The 24,416-nt window shown below is 49.2% G+C and carries 15 protein-coding genes; 14 read left to right on the top strand and 1 reads right to left on the bottom strand.

The annotated features are described in order from the left end of the window. The first annotated feature begins 29 nt into the window (after positions 1-29). Positions 30-1,433 (top strand): alpha-L-fucosidase, encoded by a 1,404-nt coding sequence (locus A372_RS0121495; protein ID WP_026011202.1) that lies wholly within the window; start codon positions 30-32, stop codon positions 1,431-1,433. A gap of 108 nt (positions 1,434-1,541) precedes the next feature. On the opposite strand, the gene A372_RS0121490 is transcribed toward A372_RS0121495, so the two are convergent. Next, positions 1,542-2,249 carry a Crp/Fnr family transcriptional regulator gene (locus tag A372_RS0121490; RefSeq protein WP_026011201.1) on the bottom strand — a complete coding sequence of 236 codons (708 nt, stop codon included), beginning with the start codon at positions 2,247-2,249 and terminating at the stop codon, positions 1,542-1,544. A 406-nt stretch (positions 2,250-2,655) separates the two neighbouring features. On the opposite strand from A372_RS0121490, the gene adhE reads away from it, so the two are divergent. The 13 genes from adhE to nagZ all read left to right on the top strand — a co-directional run bounded on the left by adhE (position 2,656) and on the right by nagZ (position 24,324). After that, positions 2,656-5,283, top strand: a complete 2,628-nt coding sequence (adhE, locus tag A372_RS0121485; RefSeq protein ID WP_019422966.1) for a bifunctional acetaldehyde-CoA/alcohol dehydrogenase — start codon at positions 2,656-2,658, stop codon at positions 5,281-5,283. Between the two features lie 462 nt (positions 5,284-5,745). After that, complete coding sequence (gene pflB / locus A372_RS0121480) at positions 5,746-8,013, top strand: formate C-acetyltransferase (RefSeq protein WP_019422965.1); 2,268 nt, start codon at positions 5,746-5,748, stop codon at positions 8,011-8,013. Between the two features lie 172 nt (positions 8,014-8,185). Continuing rightward, the gene (gene pflA, locus A372_RS0121475; RefSeq protein WP_019422964.1) at positions 8,186-8,920 is read left to right on the top strand and encodes a pyruvate formate-lyase-activating protein; all 735 of its coding nucleotides are present in this window, start codon (positions 8,186-8,188) and stop codon (positions 8,918-8,920) included. A gap of 319 nt (positions 8,921-9,239) precedes the next feature. Further along, positions 9,240-11,636, top strand: a complete 2,397-nt coding sequence (locus A372_RS0121470) for an AraC family transcriptional regulator (protein ID WP_019422963.1) — start codon at positions 9,240-9,242, stop codon at positions 11,634-11,636. A 213-nt stretch (positions 11,637-11,849) separates the two neighbouring features. Continuing rightward, entirely contained in the window at positions 11,850-12,833 is a 984-nt protein-coding gene (locus tag A372_RS0121465) for an ABC transporter permease (RefSeq protein ID WP_019422962.1), read from the top strand. 18 nt (positions 12,834-12,851) lie between these two features. After that, complete coding sequence (locus A372_RS0121460; RefSeq protein ID WP_019422961.1) at positions 12,852-13,742, top strand: carbohydrate ABC transporter permease; 891 nt, start codon at positions 12,852-12,854, stop codon at positions 13,740-13,742. A gap of 42 nt (positions 13,743-13,784) precedes the next feature. After that, positions 13,785-15,467, top strand: a complete 1,683-nt coding sequence (locus A372_RS0121455; RefSeq protein ID WP_019422960.1) for an ABC transporter substrate-binding protein — start codon at positions 13,785-13,787, stop codon at positions 15,465-15,467. A gap of 509 nt (positions 15,468-15,976) precedes the next feature. Further along, positions 15,977-17,347, top strand: a complete 1,371-nt coding sequence (locus A372_RS0121450; protein WP_019422959.1) for an ABC transporter substrate-binding protein — start codon at positions 15,977-15,979, stop codon at positions 17,345-17,347. 106 nt (positions 17,348-17,453) lie between these two features. Beyond that, positions 17,454-18,338, top strand: a complete 885-nt coding sequence (locus A372_RS0121445; RefSeq protein ID WP_019422958.1) for a carbohydrate ABC transporter permease — start codon at positions 17,454-17,456, stop codon at positions 18,336-18,338. Further along, a complete protein-coding gene (locus A372_RS0121440; protein WP_019422957.1) occupies positions 18,338-19,168 on the top strand; it encodes a carbohydrate ABC transporter permease in 831 nt (276 codons plus the stop codon). The genes A372_RS0121445 and A372_RS0121440 overlap by 1 nt, the downstream gene beginning before the upstream one ends. Before the next feature lie 27 nt (positions 19,169-19,195). Next, positions 19,196-21,025 (top strand): sensor histidine kinase, encoded by a 1,830-nt coding sequence (locus tag A372_RS0121435; RefSeq protein WP_019422956.1) that lies wholly within the window; start codon positions 19,196-19,198, stop codon positions 21,023-21,025. Beyond that, on the top strand, positions 21,022-22,632 hold the full coding sequence (locus tag A372_RS0121430; RefSeq protein ID WP_019422955.1) for a response regulator transcription factor: 1,611 nt from the start codon (positions 21,022-21,024) through the stop codon (positions 22,630-22,632). Before A372_RS0121435 ends, A372_RS0121430 begins: the two co-directional genes overlap by 4 nt. A gap of 69 nt (positions 22,633-22,701) precedes the next feature. Then, positions 22,702-24,324: a beta-N-acetylhexosaminidase gene (nagZ, locus tag A372_RS0121425; protein ID WP_019422954.1), complete on the top strand. Its 1,623-nt coding sequence runs from the start codon at positions 22,702-22,704 to the stop codon at positions 24,322-24,324. Positions 24,325-24,416 lie beyond the last annotated feature (92 nt).

The following is a 24,416-nucleotide window of genomic DNA, read 5'->3' as shown; positions in this document are numbered from 1 at the left end:
TCAGTTCCATAATGGGAGGTTACAAGCAAATGAGTGAAGCGACACAACATGACGATGCACAACAGGAAGAGCAAGTAGTGGAACAAGGCGTGCACAACTTCAGTGCGAAAGACGAATGGGTGAAACCGGAAGACCCGAAATTGCAAGAGCGTCTGGAATGGTTCAAAGACCAGAAGCTTGGCTTCATGATGCACTGGGGAACGTATTCCCAATTGGGTGTAGTGGAATCTTGGGCGCTTAGCGACGAGGATGCAGAGTGGTCCCGGGACGGAATCGATTGGGATGTGGATGGCGAAGAGCTGAAGCAGCAATATTTCGATCTGAACAAGACGTTCAATCCGGTCCGTTTCCAACCGGACGTATGGGCCGACTTGGCGGCGGAAGGCGGATTCAAATATTTGATTTTTACGACGAAACACCATGATGGGTTCTGCATGTGGGATACGAAAACGACTGATTACAAGAGTACGGGAGCGGATACGCCGTTTCACTCGCACAAATATGCTGACATTTGCAAGCATCTGTTCGATGCGTTCCGTGACAAAGGATTGGCGATTGCAACGTATTTCTCCAAAGCGGATTGGCACACTCCATATTACTGGGCGCCTAACATGGAACGAGGAAACAAGACGTGGCGCGGACCGTCTTACAATCCTAAGGAGCATTCGGAGCTATGGGAAAAATTCGTTCAATTCACTCATGAGCAAATCATGGAATTATTGACGAAATACGGTCGAATTGATGTGCTGTGGCTGGATGCTGGATGGGTGAGAGAAGGCAGCAGAGTATGGCAAGATATCCGCCTCGGTGAAGTCGTCGATCGTGCGCGCGAGCAACAGCCGTGGCTCCTTTCAGCCGACCGGACGGTAGGCGGGCCGTACGAGAATATCATCACGCCGGAGCAAACGATCCCTGAAGGACCGATGGATGTTCCGTGGGAAAGTTGCATTACGATGGGCACGTCGTTCTCTTTCAGATATGAAGATAAGTACAAGCCGACACGGCAGCTCGTGCACATTTTGCTCGAAGTCGTGGCGAAAGGCGGAAACCTTGCGTTGAACGTCGGTCCACAGCCGGATGGACGGCTGCCGGAAGGGGCTATTGTCCGGATGAAGGAAATGGGCGCGTGGATGAAGACTTACGGCGAGGCTGTTTATGGCACTAGAATTTGTGCGCCGTATTTCACGAAGCAGTGTGCGTTCACCCGCAAAGGGGATACGGTATATTGCTCGTACTTGTACCCATCAGACAATACGCCTGTTAAGGAAAACGTATTCATTCCATACACTGACGCTGTAGGTAAAGTGGAATTGGTTGGAACGAATGAGGTGCTGGAATTCAACCGTGTAGAGGATGGAGTATCGATTACTCTCCCGTTATCTGCGCTCGGGGATAAAGCTCCTATTGCTCATGTGTTCCGCATTACTGCCTAGCGACGATTGTATTTTTGTGACACATAATGTTATCGGTAAATCAAAGAAGAGGGGGCTGACGCCCCTCTTCTTCATTTCTAAGGATACAGAACTTATAAATGTGGCCCATTAAATGCGGCATATCTCCTTCGGACACATCTCACAGTGGCAAATCTCCTGTAAATGCTCGAGCTCGCGAATGACGATCATGCCGTTCTCGTACTCGACTACTCCTTTTTTGCGAAGGTCGCTGAGCATGCGGTTGACACTCTCGCGGGTAGCTCCGATCATGTTGGACAGGTCGGTATGTGTAATCTTCTTGTTGATGAGAATGCCGCCGTCTTCCAGTTCTTCGCCATACGTATTGGAGAGGCGGATCAAGGTTGAGCACAACGCTCCCGGCTTGCCGTACATCATTAGGTCGCGGAATTTTGTCTGGGTTAGACGATGGTGGATACCCATCCATTTCATGAAATCAATGGAAAAATCACAGTGCTGGCATATTAGAATTTCAATATCCTTCTGTTCGATTAGCCAGACATCGGCTTCCTCGACCACTTCGGCCGTGAAGTTGTGCTTCGTGCTATGAAACGGATCCACCTGACCGACCAAGTCGCCAGCTTGATACATGTATAGAATTAGCTCTTTCCCTTCATCCGTCGATTTCGTAATCTTAATACGGCCGCTCTTCAGCAGGAACAGCTTGTCGGAGACGTCGCCTTCCCAGAACAGGTGAGAGCTATCTGGATAAGTGCGGTCTTTGGCTACACTGATTAAACGCTCCACATTTTGGTCCGAGAAGCACGATGTGTTACAAGGCTCTTGAAATCGTTCCATGATGTTAGTCACTCCATTCTCCTCCAATTTGTCTATTTCAATTTTTAGTTATTATGACCCAAGGTATTCCATGTGACAAGTTTCACTATTTTATACGATAATACTATCATGGAGGTTCCAACGAAAGATGTCAATTTAATTAGGTTAAAAATTAGTTACATTTTTGCGAAAATGCCGTGATCATCATCATAATTATAAGAAGAAAAAAGAAATCATAAAGAAGTTTGCATTGTGATGTAGATCACATACCGAATTGAAACCATCGGTTACAATGAATATGTGAAATGATTCACAATCAATAGTAAGCAAATGAACCTCGGATAAGGCCGTAACAGACCAAACACAGACATGAAGAGAGAAACCAAGTCTAAGGTTCACACTTAGTCCTTGAATGGAGGCGGAGAGAATGGCAACGAAACCAGAAGTGAAAGCTACAGAGAAAAAGACAGAGCAAACCGCAAATGTCGAGAAGCACATCCAGCAACTGATTGACCGCGCGAAGAAGGCGCAGGAAGCATTCATGGATATGGATCAGGAGCAAATCGACAAAGTGGTTCAACAAATGGCGTTGGCAGGCTTAGACAAACATATGCATCTCGCGAAAATGGCTGTGGAGGAAACGGGCCGCGGCGTATACGAGGACAAAATTACGAAGAACATCTTTGCTACGGAGTATATTTTTAACCACATTAAATATGAAAAAACAGTAGGCGTTATTGAAGACAATCCGAATGGCGCCTACATGAAGATAGCCGAACCAGTCGGTATCGTGATGGGGATTACGCCAGTAACGAATCCGACATCGACGACGATGTTCAAAGCGCTCATCTCGATTAAGACGCGCAACCCGATTATTTTCGGGTTTCACCCTTCGGCACAGAAATGCAGCGCGGAAGCGGCTCGCATTTTGCATGATGCAGCTGTGAAATATGGCGCACCGGAACATTGCATCCAATGGATCGAGTTCCCGTCGATGGAAGCGACGAACACGCTCATGAACCACCCGGAGGTAGCGCTCATCCTGGCAACAGGCGGCGCGGGCATGGTTCGTTCCGCATACAGCTGCGGCAAACCGGCGCTTGGCGTTGGTCCCGGCAATGTGCCTTGCTTCATTGAAAAGACGGCAGACCTGAACCAAGCAGTAACTGACCTGATTCTGTCCAAAACATTCGACAACGGGATGATTTGCGCATCCGAGCAGGCGGTTATCATTGAAGAGCCAATTTTCAATCAGACGAAGAAGCTGATGCAGTCCCAAGGCTGCTACTTCCTGAGCAAAGAGGAAATCGGCAAGCTGCAGGGCAGTGCCATGAAAGCCGAAACGTGTGCAGTCAATCCAGTAATTGTCGGCCAGCCGGCGACGAAGATTGCCGAGATGGCGGGCATCAATGTGCCGGACAACACGAAGATTCTCGTGGCCGAGCTGGAAGGTGTCGGACCGAAATATCCGCTGTCCGCAGAGAAATTGAGTCCCGTGCTTGCCTGCTATAAGGTGAAAACGGCGCAGGAAGGTATCGACCGCGCTGCAGAAATCGTTGAATTCGGCGGCATGGGCCACTCTTCGGTCGTCCACACGAACGATGACGACGTTATTGCGAAGTTCTCGGACCGCTTGCAAACCGGGCGCATTCTCGTCAACTCGCCATCCACGCATGGCGCCATCGGGGACCTGTATAACACGAACATTCCGTCCTTGACGCTCGGCTGCGGTTCTTACGGCCGCAACTCGACGTCCTCGAACGTAACGGCGGTGAACTTGCTCAATATTAAACGGGTGGCGAAGCGTACAGTGAATATGCAGTGGTTTAAAGTTCCAAATAAAATCTACTTTGAAAAAGGGGCAACCCAATACTTGGCGAAAATGCCGGACATCAGCCGCGTCATGATTGTTACCGACCCGATGATGGTGAAGCTCGGCTATGTGGAAAAATTGGAATACTACTTGCGTCAACGCCGCAATCCGGTCGTTATCGAAGTGTTCTCCGATGTAGAGCCGGATCCGTCCACCAAGACGGTTGAACGCGGTACGGAAATGATGCAGAGCTTCCAGCCAGACTGTATTATCGCACTTGGCGGCGGATCGCCAATGGACGCAGCGAAGGGCATGTGGCTGTTCTATGAATATCCGGATACGGAATTCGACAACCTGAAGCAGAAGTTCCTTGATATCCGCAAGCGGACTTATAAATATCCGCGACTCGGCAAAAAGGCGAAATTCGTGGCCATTCCAACCACGTCCGGTACGGGTTCGGAAGTGACTTCGTTTACCGTCATTACGGATAAAGAAAAAGGAAACACGAAGTATCCGCTGGCTGACTATGAATTAACGCCGGACGTAGCCATCGTGGATCCGGAATTCGTATACAGCTTGCCGAAAACTGCGGTAGCCGACACCGGTATGGACGTGCTTACGCATGCGATTGAGGCGTACGTGTCCGTTATGGCGAGCGATTACACCGATGGCTTGGCGATTAAAGCTATCCAGCTCGTATTCGCGAATTTAGTGAAATCTCATCATGAAGCATGTCCGAAGGCACGCGAAAAAATGCACAACGCTTCGACACTTGCCGGTATGGCGTTCGCGAATGCCTTCCTCGGCATCAACCATAGCTTGGCGCACAAATGGGGAGCGCAATATCATACGGCACACGGTCGCACGAATGCCATTCTGCTGCCGCACGTCATTCGCTACAATGCGAAGAAGCCGACGAAGTTCGCTTCGTTCCCGAAATATGACCACTTCGTGGCGGATGAGCGCTACGCGGAAATCGCACGCATCTTGGGATTGCCTGCCCGCACGACGGAAGAGGGCGTGAACAGCCTTATCAAGGCGATTCGCGACATGAACCGCGAGCTCGGCATTCCGGAATCGTTCCAAGCCATCGGCTTCGACGCGAAGGATTTCGAATCCCGCGTAGACTACTTGGCAGACCGCGCGTTCGAAGACCAATGTACGACAGCGAATCCGAAGCTGCCGCTCGTGACGGAATTGGCGGAAGTGTACCGCAACGCCTTCTACGGACGGTTCGAGTAAGAAGGCAGCAACTGAAAGCATGACAGCCTAATCCACCTTTCCTTTATACAGCAGCGAAGAGTCCAGCCCTCTTCGCTGCTATTGTCTGTCATTATGAAAACACGGACATTGTTTTCAACTAAAATTGAACAATTAAATGTGATTAATTTCATGGAGGACAACTATATTGTGATATAAATCACATTAACTGTACGTGAAAAGAGGTACAATTAAATCACAGCAAGGGAAGACAAAAATGAAGCATATTATTTCTTTCTTTGTCAGCCGCACTTAGCAGGAAGTGACGCTTCGCTGGAGAAGTAAAAAGCGAAAGAAAAATAATTGCAGCTTCTAAAGTGAAAAACGTCACAAAATGTAAGATTAGGCATTACAATGAATGGGTATGTACATGATATTGCTAGGTGTGAGCGTTCTGGATTGTTTACAGCACATACAGATAATCAAATGTATGGAGGGATTACGATGTCGGTGATTGAAAAGAACATGACTGAAGTAAAAACAATGGATCCATGGCGTGGGTTCAAAATGGGAAAATGGCAAAGACACGTAGATGTGCCTAACTTCCTTGATGACAACATTTTGCCTTATCATGGAGACGAGGCGTTCCTCGCGGGCCCGACTCAGAACACGAAGGACCTGTGGGAAGTTGTAAGCCGTCTGACTAAAGAAGAGCGCGACCGCGGCGGCGTATGGGATGTCGATGTAAACACTCCTTCGACGATCACATCGCACCAACCGGGCTACTTGGATAAAGATAAAGAAAAAGTGGTCGGCGTTCAGACAGATGCTCCGTTCCGCCGCTCCATTCAACCATTCGGCGGCATTCGCATGATGATTGACGCTTGTGAAGCATACGGCTTCAAAATGCCGGATGAAATTGTTAAAATGTTTACAGACATTCGCAAAACGCATAACCAAGGCGTATTTGATGCATATACTTCCGAAATGCGCGCAGCACGCAAAGCCGGAATCATCACGGGCTTGCCGGATGCTTACGGTCGCGGCCGCATCATCGGCGATTATCGCCGAATCGCATTGTACGGTATTGACTACTTAGTTCAACAGAAGAAGCAAGATTTGAAAAACCTTGAAGTGGACGCAATGGATGCTGATACCATTCGCGACCGCGAAGAAATCTCTGAACAAATTCGCGCACTCGGCGAATTGAAGCAACTGGCAGAAATGCACGGCTTCGACATTTCCAAGCCAGCCGTGAACGCGCAAGAAGCGTTCCAATGGGTATACTTTGGCTACTTGGCAGCCGTTAAAGAACAGAATGGTGCGGCGATGTCCCTTGGTCGCGTATCTTCCTTCTTGGATATTTACATTGAACGTGACTTGAAAGAAGGCAACTTGACAGAACAAGAAGCGCAAGAGCTAGTTGACCATTTCGTCATGAAGCTGCGTATCGTTAAGTTTTTGCGCACACCAGACTACAATGAATTGTTCAGCGGTGACCCTACTTGGGTTACAGAATCAATCGGTGGTATGGGAATGGACGGAACGACTCGCGTCACGAAGAACAGCTTCCGTTTCCTGCACACCTTATATAACTTGGGACCAGCTCCAGAGCCAAACTTGACGGTACTGTGGTCCACGAAATTGCCTGAATCGTTCAAAAAATATTGCTCGAAGGTTTCGATTGAAACAAGCTCCATTCAATATGAAAATGATGACCTGATGCGTCCGTTCTACGGTGATGACTACGGTATCGCTTGCTGCGTATCCGCAATGCGCATCGGTAAGCAAATGCAGTTCTTTGGTGCTCGCGCTAACTTGGCAAAATGCTTGCTGTACGCTATCAACGGCGGTAAAGACGAAAAATCCGGCGCTCAAGTCGGACCAGAACTGCCAGCGATTACGAGCGAAGTGCTTGATTACGACGAAGTCGTGAAACGTTTCAAGCAAATGATGGATTGGCTTGCGAAGCTGTACATGAACACGCTCAACATCATTCACTATATGCATGATAAATATAGCTATGAACGTATCGAAATGGCATTGCATGACCGTGAGATTCTGCGCACGATGGCTTGCGGTATTGCAGGACTCTCGGTAGCGGCTGACTCCTTGAGCGCCATTAAATTCGCAAAAGTCAAACCAATCCGCAACGAGCAAGGCATCGCGGTTGACTTCGAAATTGAAGGCGACTACCCTTGCTACGGCAACAATGATGACCGTGTAGACGGTATTGCAATTGAGTTGGTTGAATCGTTCATGAATATGATTCGCAAACATAAAGCATACCGTGGCGCATTGCCGACACAATCGGTTCTGACCATTACGTCGAACGTTGTATATGGCAAGAAAACAGGTACAACGCCTGACGGACGCAAAGCCGGCGAACCGTTCGCACCTGGTGCGAACCCAATGCACGGCCGTGATAAGAAGGGCGCGCTCGCATCGCTCAGCTCGGTAGCCAAGCTGCCTTACGAGCATAGCTTGGACGGCATTTCGAACACCTTCTCCATCGTGCCGAAAGCATTGGGCAAAGAGCTTGACGCTCGGAAATCCAATCTTACGTCGATGATGGACGGATACTTCGGCAGCGGAGCGCATCACTTGAATGTCAACGTATTCGACCGTGAGCAATTGCTCGACGCGATGGAACATCCAGAGAACTATCCACAGCTGACGATTCGCGTGTCCGGTTATGCGGTTAACTTCATCAAGCTGACTCGCGAACAACAAATGGATGTCATTAACCGTACATTCCACGGTTCGATGTAACCGAATTAAGACAGCAACATATGTGAATAATGAAGGAGGGGGAGCAGCCATACCCGAGCAACGCACCTTGCGGTGTTTTCCGGGAGGGCGCCCCCTCTTGCTTTTTCACTAGACATATGTTGATATGTATGAATGACCTCGTGGAGAGCAATAGAGAAAGGACCGTGATACGATGATTGGACGCATACATTCTGTAGAAACGTTCGGCACGGTGGATGGGCCAGGAATTCGCTTCATATTATTCATGCAAGGCTGTGCGTTAAAATGCCAATATTGCCATAATCGCGATACATGGAGTTTGAATGACGGAAAAGAAATGACGATAGAAGAAGCGTTGTCCGAAATCGAATCCTATTTGCCGTATTACCGCAGCTCTGGAGGGGGCTTGACGGTGTCTGGCGGCGAACCGACGCTGCAAGGGCCATTCGTCAAGGAACTGTTCCGGCAAGTGAAGGAACGTTGGGATTTGCATACAACACTCGATACGAACGGTGTTAATGATGTCACAAAGCTTGCGGACCTGTATGATTTGACGGATCTCGTGCTGCTCGACATTAAGCATATCAACAACGAGAAGCATATGTCCCTCACCGGTGTTCCGAATACGCGGACGCTGGAAACGGCGCGTTGGTTATCGGATCACGGGAAGAAAATGTGGATTCGCCATGTGTTTGTGCCGACGATTAATGATGCGGAAGAGGACTTGCTTGAGCTCGGTCGTTTCATCGGATCGTTGCAAGGCGTTGAGAAGGTAGACATCCTGCCATATCACCAGATGGGCGTATACAAATGGGAGCATCTCGGTGAGAAATATCCACTCGAGGGCGTGCCTTCACCGACAGCAGAAGAAGTGGAACGGGCACAGCGACTTATCGATCAGGGGCGCATGGAAGCGGCGAAGCATTGATTGCTCTTATAAAATAATAGGAGCCGGGGCACTATCTCAAGAGAGGTAGTGCCCTTTTTGCGTTGTTCTTTCTGCTTGCATTGGATTGTGTCCAGTAAAAAAGCAACGGATGCCTTTTTACCGCCCAATTCGAACATTTTACTGTATATTCTCTAGTGGATCTTGCTTGCTTCAAAGGTAAAATTTAAAAAAATGAAAGATTGTACAAGCGAATTTCATCAATCCAATTGGAACCATCTAAAAAATTGCCACACATTATGTTCAGCTGTGTTTTTTTCTGGTATGGTAGTAACAAAAAAACCGAATGGGGGCCTATTGCATGCCGAAATCATCCGAACAAACCATTCGTGCAAGCGGTTCCATAAAGGAGCGTCTCCGCTCTATTTGGACGAAAAAGCTGATGGGGAGGCTGTGGATCCGTTTTTTGCTGCCCTATTTGCTCTTCTTAATGTTAACGCTAACTGCGGGATGGATTGCTTACCGGGAGACGATTGATGTGCTGGAGCGGGAAGTGCTGGAACGGAACGATAAAGCATTGAATCAAGCGCAGACCTTGCTCGAAACGCGGTTCGCTGAAGTGGAGTCGATCGTGCAACAGGTGGCCGATCATCCGAAAATCAAAGGCTTTCAAGTGGTGTCGGAGCCATTTGCCGGCACGAATACGTACAAAGTGATGGCGACCCGCAGCGCGCTTGACGATTACAGCGTCAGCAACCGTTTTTTGATGGATTATTTCGTTATCTTTCAGAACAGCTCGCTCGTCATTTCACCCCATCGGGTGGAATCTATCGACGCCTATTACGGTGATGTGCTGCGGTATAAAGATTGGGATGCTGAGCAATGGAAGCAGGAAATGCTAAAGACCTTTCATTTGAAGGATTTTATCGGCATGAGGACGGTGCGCTACAGGCAGACGGAGGAGCAGATGGTTACGTATGTTCGGTCGCTCGGTTACCCGGGATATTATCAAGGAGCCGTCGTTGCGCTTATTCCGCATAAAGAAATCGAGAAAATACTGCATAGCATCGATGTGAAGCAAGGCGGCACAGTTCGCATTATTGATCAGCAAGGTGAAATGATCGGCTCAATCGGGAATGGTAATGAGGATTCCATAAATAAGTTGATCTCTCGCTCCATGTCCATGAGTAATTCGCATTACCGCACAGACATGGATGGACAGGATATGCTCGTCTCGCAAATTACTTCGGAGAAGACCGGCTGGACGTATATTGCGGCGCAGCCAGCGGCCGACGTCCTGAAAAGCGTGTATGCCATCAAGCGTACGACGTTCACGCTCGTCGGAATATCATTAGCTGTAATCGTGCTGCTCGCCTTATGGTTGTCGCATCGGAACAGCCGTCCGCTGGAGCGGCTCTACTCATACGTGCACACGTTCGCGAAGCCGGGCATGCTGCTGCGTGGCAAACGATCGGATATATTCGCTTATTTACGCGACGCGTTCGCTGAGATGCTCGAGACGACGAAGACGCTCGATCAGAAGCTTACTGAGCGTCAGGAATATGCGCGCATGGCTGTGTTCGATAAATGGCTTCGCGGCGGCTATGCGACGGAGCAGCAGCTGCAATCCTCGCTTGAGCATGCGGGTCTGGAGCGGAACGCCTCCCGTTACGCGGTTGCGCTGCTGCAGCTTGGCTGGCACGGAGACGATTGGAGCACATCCGTCCTGCATGAGATGGAGCTGAAGCGGCTCGTCGTCATGGATGAAGCGTTCGGTATGGCCTGCGTGCCTTGTGACGTACACGATATCGAGCAGGACCAAGTCGCGCTGCTCTTCTATAACACGCATGCGGAGGGACAGACAGCGCGGGAGGATGAGGCTGCTCGCTTCAAGCAAGAGATTGAACATACGCTGCACGAGCTGTGCAAGCGGCTGAAGCAATCGCATGTTACTCCGATCTGTACGATTGGCGGAATGGTGTCGAGACGTCTTGATGTGCCGCGTTCGCTAGAGCAAGCTCAGCAACTGCAGTCGGTATTCGAGCGAGATGCTGAGTCGGCATGGACATGGTGGGATGAACAAGAATCGGGACGTGAAGATTTGTACGTGTATAGTCCGGATGTCGAGCTGCGCCTCATCCATGCGGTTCGCGGCGGCAATGAAGAAGAGCTGCTGCAGGTGCTTCATACGACTCGTATAGAGAATTGGGAGAAGCAGCACCTGTCCTGCATGATGAAGCAATGGCTGCTTATGGATTTATATTCGACAGCTATGAAGCTGTCGCAGACGGTAGATGCGGCGATGCTGGTCGAGAACACGGTATTCCAACAGAAGCTAATGAAGAAAGGAACGGATCTTCACAAGCTGTTCCACTCAATCGAGCAAGAGTTCGTTCATATGTGCCGCCTCGTTCATGAACGCAAGCGGAGCAGGAACGAGACGCTGTTCGAAGATATGACAGCATATATCCATGCGAACTATGCCGATTCTTCACTTTCTCTGACGGCGGTGGCCGATGAATTGCACGTGTCCGAGGCGTATGTCTCTGCCTTCTTCAAAGAACAGCGCGGCATCAATTTCTCTGATTATGTGGAAGAACTGCGACTGGAAGCGGCCAAAACGATGATTAAGCAAGGACTGCCTGTGACGGCAATAGCAGAGCGGGTCGGATACAATTCACTCAACTCATTCAGCCGGGCTTTCAAGCGCAAACACGGCATGAGCGCTAGCGAATATCGAAAAATGTTAAACATATAAAAAGGGAATAATGCACAATCCAAAAAAGTGAATAAATTGTGAAAATCGCTTCTTTCCTCGGGTTTCGGCCACGTCATACAATAGGGGCACGATTAACACGGTGAGCGCTTCCGTTCAGCAGAGCAACACTGCTGATTGTAAGCGCCATCATTAAATCGTGCCAAAGCAAATATCAAAGGTGGATCGAAATTCTGAGGAACAGGAGGTGTGTCCTTGTCTGAAAAACGACAGCAAGAAACAGTGCGTTCGCTTTCCGAAACAGAAGTCAGTGGCGACCGCAAAGCATCCATCGCGTTGGGCGCTTATATGAAGCGTTCCTGGCAGTTGTACGTTTTATTCCTCATCCCGCTTCTGTACGTCGTTATCTTTAAATACGGGCCGATGGTCGGCGCGCAAATTGCATTTAAAGATTATAACGTCGTTAAGGGCTTGTGGGCGAGCGATTGGGTCGGAATGAAGCATTTCGTGCGATTTTTCAATTCGTATGATTTCTGGCGCATCATGGAGAATACGCTGTTCATCAGCATTTACTCGCTTGTCGTCAGTACGCCGCTTCCGGTGCTGCTTGCGCTCAGTCTAAACGCAGTCCGCATCCGATGGTTCAAAAATACGGTGCAAATGGTCAGCTACGCGCCGCACTTTATTTCGACCGTCGTCCTTGTCGGATTGCTGCTGCAATTTATGGATCCGCGCACCGGGATGATCAATCAGTTGTTCGGCTTGTTCGGAATCGATCCGGTACATTTTATGGGCGAAATGAAATATTTCAAGTCCATTTATGTATGGTCGGGCATATGGCAGCATATCGGCTTTTCCTGCATCATTTATTTGGCAGCGCTCTCAACGGTGGATCCTGCACTTCATGAAGCGGCTGTATTGGATGGCGCTGGACGGACAAAGCGGATCTGGCATATCGATATGCCGGCCATTTTGCCTATCGCTATGATTTTGCTCATTCTGAATACGGGCCAACTGCTTGAAACCGGTTTTGAAAAAATTTATTTGATGCAGAACCCGCTCAACCTGAAGACATCCGAAGTGATCGATACGTACGTGTACAAGATCGGCCTGTTGTCGCAAGCGATGAATTTTTCTTACGCCACGGCTATCGGACTGTTCAAGTCGGCCATTTCGCTGGTGCTTATCGTAACGGTGAACTACACCGCCCGCAAGACGGGGCAGGAGAGCTTATGGTGATGCGAAAGGAGGCAGACCATGGACACGTTATCCGCTGCCAAAGGTGATCGCCTGTTCCATATCGTAAACAACGCCGTGCTAGGTTTGTTTCTCATCATCGTCCTCTATCCGCTCCTATATGTGCTGAGCGCTTCGTTCAGCTCGTCCAGCGCCGTTATTTCGGGCAAGGTGTGGCTGTGGCCAGTGGATTTCTCACTGGAAGGATATCAAGCGGTATTCCGTCATCGCATGGTATGGACGGGATTGCAAAACACGATAATCTATACGGCGCTCGGCACGGTCGTGAGCTTATTCATCACGATACTCGCTGCCTATCCGTTGTCCCGCAGCGACTTTAAAGGTCGGCGCGCATTCACGCTTCTGTTCGTATTCACAATGATGTTCAACGGGGGGCTCATCCCGTCGTATCTGCTCGTACGAGAACTCGGAATGCTGGATACGATCTGGGCGATGGTCATACCGACGGCGTTGTCTGTCTGGAATGTTATGATTATGATGACTTATTTTCGAACGAGCATTCCGAAGGAACTGCTTGAATCCGCCCAGATGGACGGATGCAATGACTTCATGTTCCTGCTGCGCATCGTACTTCCGTTATCCGGACCGATCATCGCGGTTGTTACATTGTTCTACGGTGTCGATCAATGGAACCAATACTTTAATGCGCTCATCTTCTTGAAAAAGGAGAAGCTGTTTCCGCTGCAGCTTGTGCTGCGAGACATCTTGATACAGAACCAGGTAAGTCAGGAGACACTCGGTGACGTGCAGACGGCAGCCGCCCGGCAAGGCTTGCGCGAGCTGTTGAAATATTCATTAATCGTCGTATCCTCCGCGCCGTTGCTCGCTGCTTATCCGTTCGTGCAGAAGTATTTTGTCAAAGGAATCATGATTGGCTCGATTAAAGGATGATCACACAGAATGAATAACCATTCATTTATAGGGGGAGTATGAATGCGGATGAAACGATGGAGCGCGCTTTTGTTGAGCGTCATGATGATGACAGTGATCCTGCTCTCGGCCTGTTCAGGCGGGGGCGACAAAGGGGCAGCTGAGAAGAATGGTGCGGACACCGAGTCGATTGTAACGGAGAAGGGCACGTTTCCGATTGTGAAGGAGAAAGTGACGCTTAAGGTCATGGTGCCTTCCAACTCTTTGGTAGAGAACTTCGAAACGAATGAATTTACAAAGTGGTACGAAGAGAAGACGAATGTGCAAGTCGAATGGATTGTTGTGCCGCAGCAATCAGCGAGCGAAAAGCTGAATCTGATGCTCGCATCAGGAGATTATCCGGACGTCATCATGTCTTTCGGCGTCACTCCGGCACAGCAGATGATTTACGGCAAGCAGGGCGTCTTTCTTTCCTTGAACGATTTTATCGATAAATACAGCGTCAATTTCAAGAAAGCTCTGGACGATAACGAAGTGCTCGGAACAGCGATTACAGCTCCTGACGGCAACGTCTACGCGCTGCCAAGCATTAACGATTGCTACCACTGCTCGATGGCACAAAAGATGTGGATATACAAGCCTTGGCTTGATAAGCTCGGCTTGAAGGTTCCGACGACGACGGATGAGCTCTATACCGTCCTGAAAGCGTTTAAGGAGAAGGATCCGAACGGCAATGGCAAGGCGGATGAAGTGGTTCTATCCGGTGCGCCACGCGGAAGCGGATGGCTGTCGAGCATCGACGGATTTATTATGAATGCGTTCGTCTTCAACTCGACATTCAGCGAATCCCGCGTTCATATGTATGTGCAGGACGGCAAGGTCGAGGTTGCTTACAATAAGCCGGAGTGGCGCGAAGGCTTGAAATATTTGCACAAGCTGTATAGCGAGGGACTTATCGATCCGCAGGTGTTCACGCAGGACAGCGATCAGCTGCTCAAGCTGGGTGAAGCGTCGGGTGACGTCGTTCTAGGAGCGGCGCTTGGCGGACATCAGGGCGTGTTCACACAAATCGCTGGCGAGAGCGGACGCTGGCTCGATTATGTGACTGTTCCGGCACTCAAAGGTCCGAGCGGTGTACAATATGCCGCTTATAACCCATTTGGCTATTCGCTTGGAGCCTACCTTATTACGAAAAACTCTAAGCATCCAGACGTGGCGTTCCGCTGGGCGGATGGCTTCTATGACGAGGAAGTATCGCTGCGCACGACGATCGGACGTCCGGGCGAGGAGTGGCGCGAGGCGACGGAAGGCGAGATCGGCATCAACGGCAAGCCGGCCAAGTGGACGAAGCTGAAGGAATACGGGCAGATCCAGAACGTCCATTGGGAGCAGACGGCGCCGACGTACCGCTCGAACGAGCTTCGCCTCAGCTCGGCAGTACCGAATGACGGCAAGCCGAGCCTTGAAGTCATCCTATATAATGAAACAAAGCAAAATTACGATCCGTATAAACCGAGCGCAGACATGGCGCTGCCGCAGCTGTTCTTCACTGACGAGCAGGCAGCCGAACTGTCAGACTTGTCCAAGACGATTAACGATTATGTCGATGAGATGATGGCCCGCTTCGTCATTGGCGATGCGGATCTCGACAAGGATTGGGACACCTATATCCAGACGCTGGAAGGCATGAATTTACCGCGCTTCCTGGAAATTCACCAAGAGTCTCTCAATACGAAGAAGAAATAATAGCAATTTGCAACGGACGGTCTGCGACAGAGCAGGCCGTCTTTTTTTAGGAATGCTTACGTTCTGTGAGACGCGGGCGCTAAACTGCGCCTCTTCTGCTCTGTGCGCACATCTCAAAACTGTCTCACGGGTTCCCGCGACCTTGTCTCGAAATGCTCTTTTGTCCATTCTCCCATTAACTCAGATTGCGAAATGAACGGCCCGGTACTGGCTTGGAATATTCGATATTGTGCTCATTTTCTGAATAGTTGGGATAGTGGGCAAAAACGATTTTTGGAGAACCCGCCATCAAGGAGAGAGGTTGCATACGATTTATTAGAGCATGCCGAATGTGTAAAATGCCTTGCTGGACGCAAGAACGATGGCTTTTTTGTCAACGTGCACAATTCACTTCGGCGATTGGAGAATTTTATCCCCTAATTATGAATTTGTCGTCCTTACCAAGGGCTGGAAGTCATTCTATAATTAAAGCGTAGTAATTATTCAATTACTTATGGGGAGGTCAAAATATGAAAAAGAGCCTGGTCATGCTGTTATCTCTTCTGTTTATCGCATCCACTGTGCTGGCGGCCTGCAGCAGCAAACAAGAAACAACAAGCCCGCAGGCAGGAAACGATAAACCGGCGGAGGAGAAGGTTGAGCCGTTCGAAATGAAGATGCGCCACATTGAAATTGGGGACTCCAACAAAAATCGTTTCGGCCGTTTGGAAGCTGTCGTGAAGAACACGGAAGCGGAAAATCCGGGTCTGACGATCAAGCTTGACGGCGTCGAGAGCGAAGTGAATCGCAAGGACAAACTGAGAAGCGAAATGGCCGCGGGCAATCCACCGGATATTTTCGACGCATTCGGCAGCCCTGATGTCGGAGTATTTGCCAAAGAAGGACTAGTGCTCGATTTGACGCCAATCCTGGAAGAGATGGGGCTCAAGGACAAGTTCGTTTCATTGACGCCATGGACTCACGACGGGAAAATCTATGGGTTGCCAAAAGGAGGCTCCATAGAAGGCTACTTCTATAACAAGAAGTATTTCGCGGAGAAGGGGTTAGAACTGCCTAAGACGTTGGCTGAAATGGAGCAGATTGCCGAAAAAATCAAAGCGGACGGCAAGGTTCCGATTGCGCAAGCGTCCAAGGATGCATGGGTTCCGTTGATGACGACGAATAACCTGTGGGCTTATTATGCCGGAGCGGAATTTACGAACGGGTTCAAAACAGGCGAATCGAAATGGGATGACCCTAGAATGGTGGAAGCCGTGACGAAGCATCAGGATTGGGTGAAGAAAGGCTACTTCAAGAAGGGCGAGCTCGGCTTGGAATACAACAATCAGCGCAATCAGCTTCTCACGGACGAAGCTATTATGATGTACGACGGCTCTTGGGCTTACTCCGCATTGACGGATGAGAAGACGGCGGGAGCAGATACAAAAGACAAGTTCGGATTTTTCCTGATGCCTCCTCTGAAAGAGGGCGAGGGCACAAGCTCCATGGTGGATACAAATAACGGTTATGCGTTCTCTGCGAAAGCGGCGGAAGATCCGCGCAAGCTTGCAGCCATCAAATCGTTCATTAAGAATTTCTTTAATGAAGATGTTCAATTGCAATCCTTCAAAGAAGACGGCATGCTTCCTTCGATGAAGATCGAAGACAGCAAAATGAAAGAAGTAGCCGAACATCCGTTGATGCAAGAAATTTTGGCGCGGATGAATGAAGTGAAATACACTTGGCCTGCATTTGACGCACTGGTGCAAGCCGAAGTGAATACAGAGCTTGGAACCGGCATTCAACAAGTCATTGAAGGCGTAAAAGAGCCAAAAGCGATGCTTGAAGCAATGCAAAAGGTGCAAGAGCAAGTCAATGAAGAAACGGACGCTGCTCAATAATCTATTGCCTCTGATTCAACCGATTCAGCACCACTCGCAAATGGCCGGGTGGTGCTGAATTTAAATAGAGACATGATGCCTACTATCTGGAGTATGGAGGTACGAGATGAACAAAGCGCTAAGAAATCCAGTCACTTATATTTTATTTTTGCTTCCGACGATGTTTTTGTTTACTTTGTTTTTTATATATCCCGTAATTAATGCCACCTATTATAGCTTTACGAGCTGGAACGGCATTTCCAACGTCGTGAAATTCACGGGCTTGGCTAACTACTCACGGGCGATGAACGACCCGAATTTCTGGATAGCGGTTAAAAATAACGGCTTGTTTATTTTGTTTTCCGTGTTTATCCAGGTTCCAATCATTATTTTGTTTTCGCTTCTTATCGCTAATGTCAAGAAGCTCAAAGGCTTATACAAAACGGCAGTATTTGCCCCTTCGGTCATGTCTACAGCGGTTATAGGTATTTTGTGGGGATTTATTTATGAGCCAGACATTGGATTGATGAACAACTTCTTGGGATTGTTCGGCATAGATAAAATTTACTGGCTTTCTGATCGCAGTTGGGCAATGATATCGATATTAATCACGAATGGATGGCAATGGACGGGATTCTATATCGTCATGGTGTTAGCGGCGATTATCTCGATTCCCAAGGAATTGGACGAAGCAGCCATGATCGACGGGGCAACGGGGTGGCAGCGGGCTAGGAAAATTACGGTTCCGCTCATTATGCCGATCATTTCCGTCGTCATCATGTTGTCCGTGGCCGGCGCGATGAAAGCGGCTGATATCGTGCTCGTCATGACGAAGGGCGGACCATCCGGGGCAACGGACGTGATGGCGACCTATATGTTGAAGCATTCCATCAAGAGCTTTAAATACGGCTTCGGCAACAGCATCGCCGTGCTCATCTTTATCTTTACGCTTATCATTACCGTGTTGTATCAGCTGTTGGTCGCAAAAAGAACGGAAAGGATCGAATACTGATGGTCAAAAAAATTAAAAGCAGCATGAATCACGTCGTATTGCTTGCCTATCTCGCCGTTATTCTATTCCCGTTTCTTTTTGTTTTGTTCTCTTCTGTCAAAGCAAACAACGTGGAAATTGCCAGCAATCCGTTCGGGCTACCGACAGAATTCAAATTTAGCAACTATGCGGATGCTTGGGTCAACGCCAAAATAAGCACGTACTTTTTGAACAGTCTGTACATCGCCGTTGTCGCCTCGGTCGCAACGATTCTGATCGCATCGATGGCGTCCTTTGCCATTACGCGGATGAGGTTCAACAAGCTTAGCCCGTGGTTATTCCAGCTGATTCTGATCGGCATTCTCATACCGGGCAACGCATTGCTGCTTCCTATCTACAATCTGATGCGGCAGTTTAACTTTCTTGATACGCACTGGGCGCTGCTAGTTCCCTATACGGCTAACTCGATACCGTTTACGATCGTCATCCTGACCGCTTTCATGCGTTCGTTGCCAACAGAGATTGAGGAAGCTGCTGTCGTGGACGGGTTGAGGGCCCATTCGATATTTGTTAAAATTATAATGCCATTAACGGTTCCAGCCTTAGTAACTGTATTCATCGTTAATTTCCTGGGCAATTGGAACGAGTTCTTGCTAGCTAACTATTTCTTGTCGGAGGATTCGCTCAAGACACTTCCGGTCGGTATGGTCGGATTTCGGGACGCCTACAATATCAACTACGCTCAAATGTCGGCGGGAATTGTATACAGCGTCGTTCCGGTCATGGTCATATACGCCATCCTGCAAGAGAAGATTATTGAAGGATTGACGGCAGGCGGAGTTAAAGGCTAATTTACTCGGATGGAGCTGTGAAATGGGATGAACCTGCGATTTAAGCTCATGACTGCATTTGTCACACTCATTATCATTCCGCTCCTGCTGCTCGGCACGTTAACCTTCTGGATCGCGTTTCAAATGCTTGAAGAGAAATATAACCAGCAAGCGGAACTTTCGCTGAAAGCGACAGGCAAGAGCGTCAGTTACCTGTTCTCGGAGATGGACAGGGTAACCGACCTCGGCATAGGCAGCTCCGTGTTTGAGGGCGCACTATCGGCCCGCAACCCGCGGGAGCAGAATTTAGCCAAAGCCGATTATTTGCAGCTGAACGCCAATCAGCGAAATTTCCGCATGCTGCTATACAATCATCCATCGATTAACTTTGCCTATTTATACAACACTCGCAGCGATTCGAACTGGCAACAAGTCGTGCCTATATTTGATAAGCAAGGATTTAAAGCGCTCCCATTCGAGCAATTTGAGCAGCATGAAATTTACGAGAACGTACTGAAGAGAAGAGGAGCCCCATTATGGATTGGGCCCAATGAATACCCCGAGATTACAGGCAATGAAGACGGCTTCACCCAGATAAGAGTTATTAAGAGCATGAGCTCCTTGCGGAATCTGGGCGTGCTCGTCGTACAGGTGAAGAATTGGGAGCTGGATTCGATATTTAACAAGTTCCAGTGGGATAACCCCAATTCCCCGTTATTCTATCTTGTGAACCGCAATGGCAACATATTGTATGAGAGCGACAATGAACATAAGCTGAGTAATTTGCAGTCCGTCATTGAGCCTATCGCTAACAGCACATCGCTATACAACAGCTACAAAACCGATTTTAACGGTCAGGAAAGTCTAATATCCACCTATAAATTGAAAGATTTCGATTGGTATATCGTCTCAGTGACATCGTGGAAAATGCTGACGAAAGAAATGGTCGATTTCGGGATATGGGTGGCGATTATTATGTTTGCCTGCGTCGTGGCGGCCTTGCTGTTCTTTCTCTTGTTCATGAACCGGATTACCAACTCGGTCAACCGGATCGTTAGGTTCATGCGCCGGGTTGAAACGGGAGAATTGAACGTTCGGGTAGAGGAAAAGGGCAACGACGAGATGACGGCTCTTGCTAAAGGGTTCAACCAGTTGACCGAGCGAGTGTCTGGGCTCATCGACCAGGTCAAGCAGGAACAGAAGCAGAAGAACATGGCGGAAATGCGCGTGCTGGAGGCCCAGATTAAGCCGCATTTTATCTTTAATACGCTTGAATCGATCAATGCGCTCGCTATTCAGAACGAAGGACGCAAAGTAAGCCAAATGGTGTACCGCCTTGGCAACATACTGCGGACCAGCATTCAGGATAAGGAAGAGATTACGATTCGGGAAGAGCTGGCTTACTTGCGCAGCTATTTGGAAATCCAGAAATTCCGCTTTGAAGATTTATTTAACTTTGAAATTGATGTTCCGGACGATATCTTGAATAATCAAATATTGAAGCTGACGCTGCAGCCTCTGGTGGAGAACTGCATTCAGCACGGGTTCGACGGAATTACGCATACAGGCTGGATACGCATTTCCGCATACGATGACGCTGAACGCATTTTTATCGATGTTGAGGATAATGGATTAGGGATGTCTAATGAACAGCTGAAGAAGTTCCAATATATGCAGTCCGATGAACAGAAGGCGCTGCTGCCGATTGTGGAACAAACTTACAATACGGAGCGCAGAGGGCTTGGCGTGCGCAGTGTGGCAGACCGCATCCGTATTACATACGGATTTAGATATGGCTTGTTTATTTGTTCGGCCCCGAGCAAGGGGACGATAATCCGATGCATTATACCGAAATATGAACAGGGTGAAGCGGAATGAGTGTGAAAGCGTTATTAATCGATGATGAGATTCACATTTTAAATAACTTGAAGATGGTTATCCCCTGGGAAGAAATGAAGGTGGAGATCGTCGGTACGGCACGCAATGGAGCGGAAGGGATCGATATCGTCCGTCAGCGTGATCCGGACATTATTTTGTGCGATATTCGCATGCCTGTGATGGATGGTATGGAATTTTTGCGGGAAATCCGTAAAATGGGCAGCGAGGCCGAAGTGATGATGCTCACCGGCTATCAGGAATTCGAATACGCACGAATTGCTTTGCAGCACGGTGTGCGGGACTACATATTGAAGCCGATTAATTATGAGGAATTGGAGCATACCGTTCGCACGATTGCCGATCTGGTGCGCTCGCGCCAACAGGAGAAGAACAGGTCGGAGCGACGCTGGGGTAAGGTAATTAGTCTTGCTTACGAGAAGATGATGTTCGACGTCTTAATGGGGTTCTCGGCGGGAGCCCCCCCTTACGTGATCGCAGATGACGGGCTGCAGGCGGATCAAATGGACTACGCGTTGCTATTAATTGATCTGGACGGATATGTGCAGCATACCGTATCATGGAGTGATAACGAGCGCAAATTATGGAATTTTGCAGTGCGCAACGTTTTGCAGGACGCAATAACAGGTGAATGGCTGGACTATGCGGTGCTGCAGATGCGTGAAGGGGAATGGTGCGTCCTGATGCAATATTCCAAAGAATGCTGTGAAGTGTCTCAAGACGACATGGCTCGCTGGGCATGCCTATTCCAACGGGCGGTGCGCGAGCATGTCAAGCTAACGGTTAGCCTAGCTTGGGACAAAGGCCCGATTCAACTTGCCGGTCTTGCCAATACGTATAAGCGGCTGCAGCGTTCCTTGGTGCTCTATCCCGACGATGAACAGCTGGTGCAGGTGGACGAAGGTTCCAATGCGCGTCAAGCGGCTTCCGTCTCTGAGTGGCAGCTTGTTGAAGATATCGTATCGGGCATGAAGCAGAACGACAAGAGCAAGGTGGAGAAGAGCTTGCAATCGCTTCAATCCGGCCTGCTGCTGATGCCAGAGCAATCCGTGATGCGGGTTGAGAAATTTCTTCATTATGTCATCATTCATCTGCTGCGCGAGATGAGGGAACTCGAGCTTGTCAGTTCCCAAGAAGAAGAAGCGATATGGAACAGGCTGCAGCATAGCGTTAGCGTCAAAGATTTGAACAATGTCATTACGCAGCTGATCAACCATACGAAAGAACACGCGATGAATAAGAAATCGAGCGAATTGCTTATGATTTCCGCGAAGGATTACATTCACCGCAATCTGAGTTCGGATATCGGAATCGATGAAATCTCTGACTATCTCGGTATTAGCTGCAGTTATTTCAGCTTGTTATTCAAAACTCACTTCGGCGAAACGTTCGTGGAATACGTGACGAAGCAGCGGATCAAGCTGGCGAAGTCCATGCTGCGCATGACGGATAAGAGCATAACTCATATCGGTGCTACGGTCGGATATTCAGAACGCCGCTACTTCTCGAAGGTGTTCCAGAAGTATACGGGAATAACTCCGTCTGAATTTCGCGAGCAGACCGCGTCTGCTGAAAGTGATAACGATTAAACTAACATCAGTAATGAATTCACGATAATTGGCTTTTTTAACACAAAAATAGAGGATGGGATGAGTGGCATGAGTAAACGTCAATTAACGTTGGAACAGAAGATTGGCCAAATGGTAATGTGCGGCTTCCAAACTCCGGCTGTAAATACGGAAATTCGCACGCTTTTGGAAAAATATGAGGTGGGCGGCATTATTTATTTTCGCCGCAACGTAGTAAATTCGGAGCAAGTATGCCGTCTGTCGCATGAGCTGCAGCTGATTTCCCAAGAACAGTCGGATATTCCGCTCTTTATTTGCATTGACCAGGAAGGCGGCATGGTAGCGCGTATTGATTGGGACGACATTACGCTCATTCCCGGCAATATGGCCATCGGCGCGACCCGCAGTGCAGAGCATGCCTATGATGCCGCGAAGATCTGCGGAGAAGAGCTGCTTCGCATGGGTATTAATATGAACTTCGCGCCAAGCGTGGATGTCAACAACAATGCGAAAAATCCAGTCATTGGCGTCCGTTCCTACGGAGAGCGTCCTGACGTCGTCGCGGAGCTCGGAGCAGCGCAAATTCGCGGGCTGCAGGATGCCAATGTCGCCGCGACGGCGAAGCATTTCCCGGGTCATGGCGATACGGCGGTCGATTCCCATCACGGCCTCGCGGCTGTGCCGCATAGCGAAGAACGTCTCATGTCGATCGAGCTGGCACCGTTCATCCGTGCAATTAAAGAAGGCGTGGACTGCATCATGACCGCGCATGTCACGTTCCCTGCGTTCGAGCCTGATGGCATTCCGGCTACACTTTCCCGGAAAGTGTTGACCCAATTGTTGCGTCAGCGTCTAGGGTTTGATGGAGTCATTGTAACCGACTGCCTCGAGATGCATGCCATCTCGAAGGAGTTCGGAATCGCCGAAGGAGCCGTTATGGCGGTCGAGGCTGGAGCGGACCTGGTGCTGATTAGCCATACGTTTACAGAACAGGTTGCAGCAATAGAGGCCTTGATCGAAGCGGTCCGCACCGGTCGAATCTCCGAGTCCCAAATCGACGAATCCGTACATCGTTTGCTCGCCCTGAAGGAGAAGCGCCACATAGAGCGGCTTGCGGACGTAACGCCGGAATTCGCTACCTTGTTCGGAACGCCGGAATCGAAGGCTGTCGTTGAACGTATTTGTGCCGATAGCATTACGTTAGTGAAGGATGACAAGCAAAGCTTGCCGATAGATCCGGAAGAGGCCACACTCGTTATCTGGCCTGAAGTTCGTCAGCGCACGGAGGTCGATGAGCCGATTACGCAAACCTTTACGTTGGCGTCAGCGCTCCAGCCGCACGTCAAGCAAGTAACGGAGCTGCGCATCGGCACGTATCCAGACGCGGAAGAGGTGCGGGATACATTGGCGAAGGCAGCTGAATATCGCCAGGTCATCGTGCTGACGTATAATGCCGTATCCATGCTTCATCAAGGGCAAGTTGATATTGTGGAAGGTTTGCTGCACGATTCCGACAAACGGGTTATCGTCGCCTCCACACGGAATCCATATGATCTGAATCAATTCCCGCAAGCACCGACGTATCTGTGCTGCTACGAGAATCGCCCGGCTACGATGTCGGCATTGGCCAATGTTTTGCTTGGCCGTCAGGAGGCGCACGGCAAGCTGCCGGTTACGATCTCGTCTGCATATCCGTTCGGTCATCGGGCTTAATGGTGGGGATATCACCTTCTGTCGCTGTTGATTTCGAATTAAACCTACATCAGAAAAGATGTAGGTTTTCTTTTTTTTAATAAAACCTTAAA

Source organism: Paenibacillus sp. OSY-SE (assembly GCF_000283315.1).
GTDB classification, from domain to species: domain Bacteria; phylum Bacillota; class Bacilli; order Paenibacillales; family Paenibacillaceae; genus Paenibacillus_B; species Paenibacillus_B profundus.
Note: the sequence above shows the minus strand (reverse complement) of the source record. Positions and strands in the feature narration are given on the sequence as shown.

What these genes read in the sequence shown, in the direction of transcription:
- A372_RS0121495 (WP_026011202.1), top strand. Translation starts at nt 30, where the DNA reads ATGAGTGAAGCGACACAACATGACGATGCACAACAGGAAGAGCAAGTA.
- A372_RS0121490 (WP_026011201.1), bottom strand. Translation starts at nt 2,249, where the DNA reads ATGGAACGATTTCAAGAGCCTTGTAACACATCGTGCTTCTCGGACCAA.
- adhE (WP_019422966.1), top strand. Translation starts at nt 2,656, where the DNA reads ATGGCAACGAAACCAGAAGTGAAAGCTACAGAGAAAAAGACAGAGCAA.
- pflB (WP_019422965.1), top strand. Translation starts at nt 5,746, where the DNA reads ATGTCGGTGATTGAAAAGAACATGACTGAAGTAAAAACAATGGATCCA.
- pflA (WP_019422964.1), top strand. Translation starts at nt 8,186, where the DNA reads ATGATTGGACGCATACATTCTGTAGAAACGTTCGGCACGGTGGATGGG.
- A372_RS0121470 (WP_019422963.1), top strand. Translation starts at nt 9,240, where the DNA reads ATGCCGAAATCATCCGAACAAACCATTCGTGCAAGCGGTTCCATAAAG.
- A372_RS0121460 (WP_019422961.1), top strand. Translation starts at nt 12,852, where the DNA reads ATGGACACGTTATCCGCTGCCAAAGGTGATCGCCTGTTCCATATCGTA.
- A372_RS0121455 (WP_019422960.1), top strand. Translation starts at nt 13,785, where the DNA reads ATGCGGATGAAACGATGGAGCGCGCTTTTGTTGAGCGTCATGATGATG.
- A372_RS0121450 (WP_019422959.1), top strand. Translation starts at nt 15,977, where the DNA reads ATGAAAAAGAGCCTGGTCATGCTGTTATCTCTTCTGTTTATCGCATCC.
- A372_RS0121445 (WP_019422958.1), top strand. Translation starts at nt 17,454, where the DNA reads ATGAACAAAGCGCTAAGAAATCCAGTCACTTATATTTTATTTTTGCTT.
- A372_RS0121440 (WP_019422957.1), top strand. Translation starts at nt 18,338, where the DNA reads ATGGTCAAAAAAATTAAAAGCAGCATGAATCACGTCGTATTGCTTGCC.
- A372_RS0121435 (WP_019422956.1), top strand. Translation starts at nt 19,196, where the DNA reads ATGAACCTGCGATTTAAGCTCATGACTGCATTTGTCACACTCATTATC.
- A372_RS0121430 (WP_019422955.1), top strand. Translation starts at nt 21,022, where the DNA reads ATGAGTGTGAAAGCGTTATTAATCGATGATGAGATTCACATTTTAAAT.
- nagZ (WP_019422954.1), top strand. Translation starts at nt 22,702, where the DNA reads ATGAGTAAACGTCAATTAACGTTGGAACAGAAGATTGGCCAAATGGTA.